Source organism: Corynebacterium sp. HMSC08C04 (genome assembly GCF_001807495.1).
GTDB classification, from domain to species: domain Bacteria; phylum Actinomycetota; class Actinomycetes; order Mycobacteriales; family Mycobacteriaceae; genus Corynebacterium; species Corynebacterium simulans.
This window is the reverse complement of sequence record NZ_KV789231.1, coordinates 91,915-99,121: the sequence shown is the minus strand read 5'-3', so window position 1 is coordinate 99,121 and position 7,207 is coordinate 91,915. Positions and strand designations below refer to the sequence as shown.

Annotated in this window: 5 protein-coding genes; 2 read left to right on the top strand and 3 right to left on the bottom strand. The window is 58.6% G+C overall.

The genetic code is table 11. The features are described 5' to 3' along the window. Positions 1-17: 17 nt before the first annotated feature. From HMPREF3169_RS12545 to HMPREF3169_RS12535, 3 genes are all read right to left on the bottom strand, one after another. Complete coding sequence (locus tag HMPREF3169_RS12545; protein WP_246815646.1) at positions 18-1,262, bottom strand: hypothetical protein; 1,245 nt, start codon at positions 1,260-1,262, stop codon at positions 18-20. 224 nt (positions 1,263-1,486) lie between these two features. Continuing rightward, a complete protein-coding gene (locus tag HMPREF3169_RS12540) occupies positions 1,487-2,989 on the bottom strand; it encodes a recombinase family protein (protein ID WP_070432559.1) in 1,503 nt (500 codons plus the stop codon). Further along, positions 2,968-4,341: a cell division protein FtsK gene (locus HMPREF3169_RS12535; RefSeq protein ID WP_246815645.1), complete on the bottom strand. Its 1,374-nt coding sequence runs from the start codon at positions 4,339-4,341 to the stop codon at positions 2,968-2,970. Before HMPREF3169_RS12535 ends, HMPREF3169_RS12540 begins: the two co-directional genes overlap by 22 nt. A 235-nt stretch (positions 4,342-4,576) precedes the next feature. On the opposite strand from HMPREF3169_RS12535, the gene eccD reads away from it, so the two are divergent. Together eccD and HMPREF3169_RS12525 are read left to right on the top strand one after the other, a co-directional pair. Next, on the top strand, positions 4,577-5,980 hold the full coding sequence (gene eccD / locus HMPREF3169_RS12530) for a type VII secretion integral membrane protein EccD (RefSeq protein WP_070432571.1): 1,404 nt from the start codon (positions 4,577-4,579) through the stop codon (positions 5,978-5,980). 7 nt (positions 5,981-5,987) lie between these two features. Further along, entirely contained in the window at positions 5,988-7,202 is a 1,215-nt protein-coding gene (locus tag HMPREF3169_RS12525; RefSeq protein ID WP_062035851.1) for a S8 family serine peptidase, read from the top strand. The last annotated feature ends 5 nt before the right edge of the window (positions 7,203-7,207 follow it).

Here is a 7,207-nt window from a genome sequence, read left to right as displayed (position 1 = left end):
CGGATTGCCCCTACCAACTACGCCGAAACGGCACGGTCAGCCCAGTCCGTCTTCTCTCGGCGAATCGAATCGAGGCGTTGTTGAAGATTGTGGGCGTGCTCGCTGTCGTGTTGTGCGGCAGCGTTTAGGCGCTTGTCCCATTCTTCTGTGTCGTCGGCGCGGTAGCAGATTTCATCCCACAGACCTGTCTCCGGCAAGCTACATCCGGCCTCTTCAATAGCTTGCTGAGCTAGGCTGCGGCGCTGTTGCGCCTGTTCAAGACGCTTATGTGCATGGTCTATGCGCTGTTGGTACGTGCCATAGCCTGCAGCGTCATGGTCGTAAGCCCGCTCGGCTACCGGGCGGGTGTAGTCCTCTTTAAGCAGGCGTTGGTGCTCAATGTCTGCCATGGCCTGCTCGTAGGCGCGAATGCGCCCAGCATCAAGGCATATCTGCTGGTAGTCGGCCTGTACCTCGTTGAGGGCTGCGTCTTTGTCCTCGTGTAGGCGAGTAGTAATACTTGCCTCCTGCCAAGTCAGCGACTCGACCTTCGAGCGGGCAAAGCGTGCGTGCTCTGCCAGCACAGTTTGGTTGAGCTGGTTGAGGTTTCCTTCCTTTCCAGTAAGGCGAGCAGTTTCCGCGCGGTCGTAAGGGTTGTGGGTGCGCAGCCACGTATCGAGTTCTATATCTGTCTGACCAGATACAGGAGGCAATTGGTTGCGCTTTCCGGTATCGCGCAGGCGGAGCTGTTCATCTAGACGGTAGCGGATAAGACGTGCCGGATCGTGGGCGTTGTCAATATTGCGGGTAGCAGCGTCCATGACGGTGCGCGGATCAATGCCCGCGTCAATGAGTTTCGCCCAACCGTGGCGGATTGGTTCTGCGCCGTCGTTACTGGTTTCAATCTTTCGGGCAAGGTCGCCGGGTAGGGTGTCGATCCAGTCGGGGAGGTAGGAGTCGATGAAGTCGTTGGTGGCTTCGTCTTTGCCCATAAGCCACAGGCCCATCATGCGATCGGGTGAGGTTTGCTCGTCTACAACTTCGGCGATGACCTCACGTGCGGCCTTCGGGGTGGTATCGCGCGAAATTGCCTTATTAAAGACGTCCCTAGTACTTGGGGTGTGGTCTATGCCTTGGTAGTGGTAGTAGCCTTCCTCAGCAAGTTCATCTAGCTGATGTTCGGTGACAGCATAGATGTGGTTGGCGATTTTACCGCGTGTCAGCGCCACATACAGCCCGGCCCCATCGACGTGGTGGTCGATAACGGCGCGGGTACAGTCCACGGTGCTGCGCTGGGCGCGGTGGACGGTAGCAGCGTAACCCCATTAAGAAATTAACAATATCGGACAGTTAAGATATTCCTTCCAGCGCTCGACATGCGAGGCTGCGAGAGTTGTGTCTAATTTTTCCCAAAACGCTACGGTTGAGCAGTGCCGCCCCCGAGGAGCATGGACAGATTGGTTGCCAGCTCTCGCAGCACTCCCTCGTAGAAGCGCTTCACAGACAGCTACTGTAGCCAGGTGATCTTCACACGGTACGGGTCGAATTTCTTAGCGCCAGGCTTGCCAGGCAGGATGTGAATTTCCATTAGCAGCCGAGTCAGCCGTCGCTTATCCTCAACAGAGGCACCGCCCCACCATTTGGCAAAGTCCGGCACGTCGGCAAGTTCTACAGCAAGGGGGTCAGCAGCATGACTGGTCGTTAGTTCACGCATTTTTCCATCAAGACCTGCAATCTGAGCTTCAATTTTCTTTGACATTCGCACGAATGTTGGCATGTCAATCTCTTCATCGATAGCAGAATTTTCAATCTGCTCACGCTTGGCCAACAACGCGTTTCGCCGTCCTGAAAGTTCTAGGAGTCGTTCGGTAAGGGTGTTGTTCTCTGGCGCCAAGGCCTTACGCAAGGCATCCACGGCGTCAGGTTGCTCCATGCGTTTAAGAATGACAGCTTCGATAAGATCATCAACCTCAGCACCGATAGAGACATGGGTACCGCCCGGCTCAGAGCGCTTGCAGGTATAGAAACGACGAGGTTTACCATCCTTGTTCCGCCGACTACGCGAATACATCGGTTCTCCGCAGGTGCAGGTCAGGACAGAAGCGAGGAAATAGCGCGGTGCGTTACCGCTATGTGAGAGCCGCCGCGACGGGTCGCGCAAGATTGCATCGAGCTTTTCACCTGTAACCTCGTCGATAATCGCAGACCAGTTGCCTTTACCAATGATTTTGCGATCTTTAACAAGACGTTTCCCCGTATCCGGGTCAGTTGGGTTGAACGTACTCAAGCCGCGCACGCGTGGGTTGAGTAAAATGTCTCGCAGCGTTGGCGCCGACATAGGCCTGCCTGAAGTCGCAGTAAGACTGCGTGCATGAAAGACCTCGCGCACGGTTTCGCGCAGAGTCTTTCCAGCAATGACCATCGCGGCGGCGTCGAGAATAGCCTTGGCCTCTTCGTCGATGATGGTCTCAGCGTCAGCCTCGTAGCCGAACATACGCCGCCCGCCTGTCTTAGGCCGCCCTGTCCGGGCCCGGTCTTCGTAGGCAGCTCGGATACGTGCAGCACGATCAATAGACTCCTGCTCAGCAATCAGACCAAGAATCACGATAGTGAGCCGCGATGCAGGGTCTGAAGGGTCAATGTTGTAGCCACGGTTCGCTTTGACGGTGACGTTGTGCTTCTCGCACAACTCAAAGAGCGCCAGTGTGTCTTTGGTGCGACGGGTCAGCCTGTCGAGTGCGTAGACGTAAACAACGTCAATCTCGCGGTTCTCGATGGCGTGAATAAGCTTGTTGTAATCAGGGCGAGGGTCGCCAGAGAAGGCGGAGATGTTGTTGTCCACGTAGGTGGCGACCACCTTAGCCTCGTCAGCCTCAGCGTGCTTAGTGGCGAGGTGAATTTGCCGCTTCACACCGGCTTCTTCCTGCTTATCCAACGAAATACGTGCGTAAATCGCCGCACGCTGTGCTGTAGTCGCTGTCATACGCCCTATCGTACCCCAAACCCACATTCCCTATTGCCGCTGCCAGTGGCGCCGATACATAGCCCGTGTGGGCCCATTCCGCCCTGGGCGGATTCTTTCAAATCGAGAAAGACCGGCTGCCCAGCCTCGTCCAAGCCAATCGGCACTTTCAGCCGCTGCTCCCCGGCGCGGCCATGCCACATCCCGCTGGCAGCAAGCTCATCCACATCACGCACCCCGACCAGATCCAGAAGGTCATTTTTGTGCTTGCGAGTCTTAATCCCGCGATAAGAATCTGGCCTGCGAAAGCGCGCTAAATTTCGGGCAAGCAATAAAACATCGGGCGCCGAAACCGTGTCCGGCACACCGAGAACTTCCTCCCCGGCGGCGGTTACTACCTGTAGCTTTTCATCGGCCACCAAGAAGATGCCGTCTTCTTCGGCCCTTTGACCAAGCGGCGTAAAGCGTTGCACTCCTACACAGATATAGGCCGTTATTTCCTCTTTTGCCCAAAGGTCCTCATGCGGTGGGATTGCGGTGGCGTCGACAAGCACGATGCGAAAGCGCGCCTTTTTCGGTGCACGTGCATGGGGCAACCACTTCACCCATTCCCACTGCCCACTGGCTTGCGGATAAACCTCAATTCCCCGCGTTTCCGGGCCATGTGCCACAGCCAAATGCGTCACCATAGCGCGCGCTACCCCAGCGGCATTTTCTCCGCTAAGCCCCAGGTAATTGAAAGCCTGAATCTGTATGACCACCGGCATCTGCGCCAACGTGCGCAAAGCATTGACCGTATGGCGCACGCTGACCGCACAGACTGGGTCAAGGTCTTCCGTAGCTCCTGAGTCCGGCACGTTGATAAGCACGCACAACGACATCGGGCCAGTTCCTACCCGCACCTCCAATGCATCCGGGGCATCGGCATTGCGCTCCCACATCCGGTAGCTTCCCACCAACGCCGCGACCTGAGCCGGCGCTGGGTTGCGATGTTCCTCATGCGCGCGCTGCGCGGCAGAGACCTCAAGAACCTTCTCCCGCAGCGCTTTCAAATGCCGCAAGTAAGTCCGCCGCGTCTCATCCGGATCCTGGGAGCCACCCTGCGGATTTATCATCATGAACACAGAGGCCAGCATCATGAGCGGGAACATCAAGCTCATCGGGCTAATGCGGCGGCTAGGCCCTGCTCCCAACACCATGAGAGCGACCATGCCCAGCATTGCGGCCACCATGACAATCGGCATGAGCAGCCTAAGCAGCGGCATAGGCTGCGGACGTACGGCCTCCGGAACTGGCTCTGCATCAATGCCTGCCTGCGGAAGCGGCGGAGCCGGCTCGCGAAGTGCGCTGTCTAAAGGTTCGACAATTTTCTCGCGCGAAAGCCCAAGAATGAACATCATTCCCCCAATAAAATCCCTCCGATTTTTGTGCCGCGCCCACACGCTTTTCCTGCCTATCTAAACCACGAGGCAGCACCCCAGCTACCTTCGTGGCCAAACACGCAGACACCAAAATGCTGACTGCGGTGGACACGTTGCCACTAGTAAGCCACAATGTGTGCCTATAGGCAAGGGGGAGAAGGCAAAAGCCAATAATTTTGGCGCCTTCAGGATTCTCGGGGGAGGATTTTTGCACATGAGGCATGCGCCAAGCATCGCGCCCACACAATCTGTGCGGCTTACGGTTCGATTCAACATCGGTGAATTCCGCAAAGAGGCTGACGTTTGTTTGCCCTTAAACGTCAGTATCGGGGAGGCATTGGGCGAGCTTTTGCTGCTTGTCGACGCCCCTATCTTCACCGTCCCGCTCCAAGCCAGCACCGCTGGTGGAAAGGCCATTGCGCTGAGCACGGCTCTGGAGCGCACGCCACTGCACGATGGCAGTCTGCTTCTCATCGAGCAAGTCACTGACAAGCCTGCGCCCATCGTGCGCGATGCGGCAGAAGCACTTGCACACGATGCCGCCGATGCTAAACCCGCGCGCACTGCCACGCTGTGGGCAAGTTGTGGTTTGCTCGGCGCCAGCTGCATCATCGCGGCACTCGCAGGTCTCGCAGCGGCGGCAGCTGCGTGTGCCCTTGGCGCATTCGCCCTCGCGCTATGGACGCGTTCGACGCTTATAACGAGCCTTTTCATCCTCGCTGCTAGTACAGCGGGCTGGCTTTTTGTTGCGCCTGCTCAAGATGAAATGCCGTGGGGAATATGGGCCGCCTGCGCCGGCGCACTTCTAGCTTTATGCGCCTGCCATATGGCGCGACTCGGCGGAACCCGACTGGCCATGTTGACGATCTCCGCCACGATGCTTTTCGCAATTGGCGCGGCCGGCAGCTATCTACCCGGCGCGCAGTCCGCCGGACTCGCTGGTCCCACAGCCCCCGAAGTTGTACCTGCTGCCGGTGCTGCGTGTTTGTTGCTGGCCATGGTCTTTGCCTTGGCGAACGCCGCCTCACTGTCCACCCATTTAGCAGGGCTCAAGGTCCCGCAACTTCCCACCGCTGGGCAAAGCCTCAACGTCTCCGACTCGGTACAAAGCGACGTCGATGCGCGGGCACAGCGCGCCGGGCTTGCATATGAGGGCATCTGCATCGGCGCAGCTATCGCCGGCATTCCCAGCCTCATGGTTGTAGCAGGAATGCCGTTGAGCCGTTCGGACGCCATAGCCGCATTATTCGCACAGCTTTTATGCCTGGCCTTAGCCGGTGCTACGGTATTGCATTCTGTGCGGCACGCCCGGGTGGTCTCCAGTTGGGCGCTTTCCACGTGTGCGCTGACGGCTGCTACCGCCGCTGTGGTGCTAGTGGGCCGGGGTTGGCAAGAGCTTGCTCACCCAGCTCCGTGGAGCCTGTGGGTGATGAGTGTGCTTGGGTTCATCATTGTGGCGGCGATGGCCTCTACCCCACTGTGGTCGCACAAGGTTGCAGCGGCTGAGCCCACCACGATTGCCTGGTACGAACGCGCCGAAACCATCGCGGTGGCCGCGTGCTTGCCGCTCGCCGCGCATGTGGCAGGCTTGTTCTTCCTCATCCGCGGACTGGGATAGGTCCAGCATGGTGAAGTCAAAAAACGTCCAGAAAAAGCTCGCCGCACTACTGCTAGCGGGATTTCCCTCGGCAGCAGCAATTTCTGCATTTACCGCGCCGACCCTAGCGTCGGCGCGTGAACCCGACGTCGCCTGTGCACAGCCGATTGCCGCAGCGCAGTCACCGGATACCTCAGCGGAGCAAAGCGCATATCGGGCGCGGTTGCATTCCTTTGCCACGGGCGAGGGAATCAAAGTTGCCGTCATCGATACTGGTGTCAGCCCACACCCGCAGCTGCGTGCTTTGCGCGGCGTGGATGACTTTGTCACGCCCGAAGAACCAGATCCTTTGCGGGACTGCGATGTACATGGCACCGCGGTTGCGGGCGTCATCGCAGGCTATGACATCGGCATTGCGCCGCGGGCGGAGATTTTATCCATCCGGCAAACCAGCGCGCACTATCGGCACCGCGCTGCCGACTCAGAAAGTACCTCCGGCACGCTGGAGACTTTGGCCGCCGCATTAAACCGCGCCTTGGATGAACAGGCCAAGGTCATCAACATCTCGGTGGTTTCCTGCATTCCAAGCGACGCCGCGGACCGCGTCGACACTCGCGATCTCGACGCCGCGCTCCAACGCGCAGAGCACGAAGGAACGGTCATCGTTGCGGCATCGGGCAATGCTTCTTCCGATGGATGCACCAAAGAAGACACCGTCTATCCAGCACATGCGGATACCGTTCTCGCAGTGGGCGCGCTTTCTACCGCGCACGAGGTCGCGGACTATTCCATCCCTGCCCGCAATGGAGCACCAGAGCTAAGCGCCGAAGGCCACGTCCCGCTCGCCCTTGCACCGGGTAATCAGTGGGCAGAAGCCAAAAGCACCGATGGCAAGCAGACTGCCGCGTTCCACGGCACTTCTTTTGCAGCGCCAGTGGTCACGGGAACCGTGGCACTACTCGCCCAACGCTATCCGCACGATTCAGCGGCGCAGCTGCGCGAGCGTATCTATGCCGCCGCCGAGCCAGGCCACGGCTTCATCGATCCGCTGCAAGCCCTCACCATTCACCGGTCACAAGACGATGACAAAAACGCTGAGGCAGAAGACGAAGAAAAGACAGTCACCGTCTACCCAGCTGCCGTGCATCGCAGCCAGGCACCAACCCGGCTTATGACTTTGCTTGGCCTGCTCGGCCTTGCTGGCGTTATCGCCGCAACGCTGCGGCGCGCCAAGCAGCACTAGAAATT

Bases quoted from the DNA above. Each gene is read 5' to 3' on its own strand.
- HMPREF3169_RS12525 (WP_062035851.1), top strand. From the start codon at position 5,988: ATGGTGAAGTCAAAAAACGTCCAGAAAAAGCTCGCCGCACTACTGCTA.
- HMPREF3169_RS12535 (WP_246815645.1), bottom strand. From the start codon at position 4,341: ATGATGTTCATTCTTGGGCTTTCGCGCGAGAAAATTGTCGAACCTTTA.
- HMPREF3169_RS12540 (WP_070432559.1), bottom strand. From the start codon at position 2,989: ATGTGGGTTTGGGGTACGATAGGGCGTATGACAGCGACTACAGCACAG.
- eccD (WP_070432571.1), top strand. From the start codon at position 4,577: ATGAGGCATGCGCCAAGCATCGCGCCCACACAATCTGTGCGGCTTACG.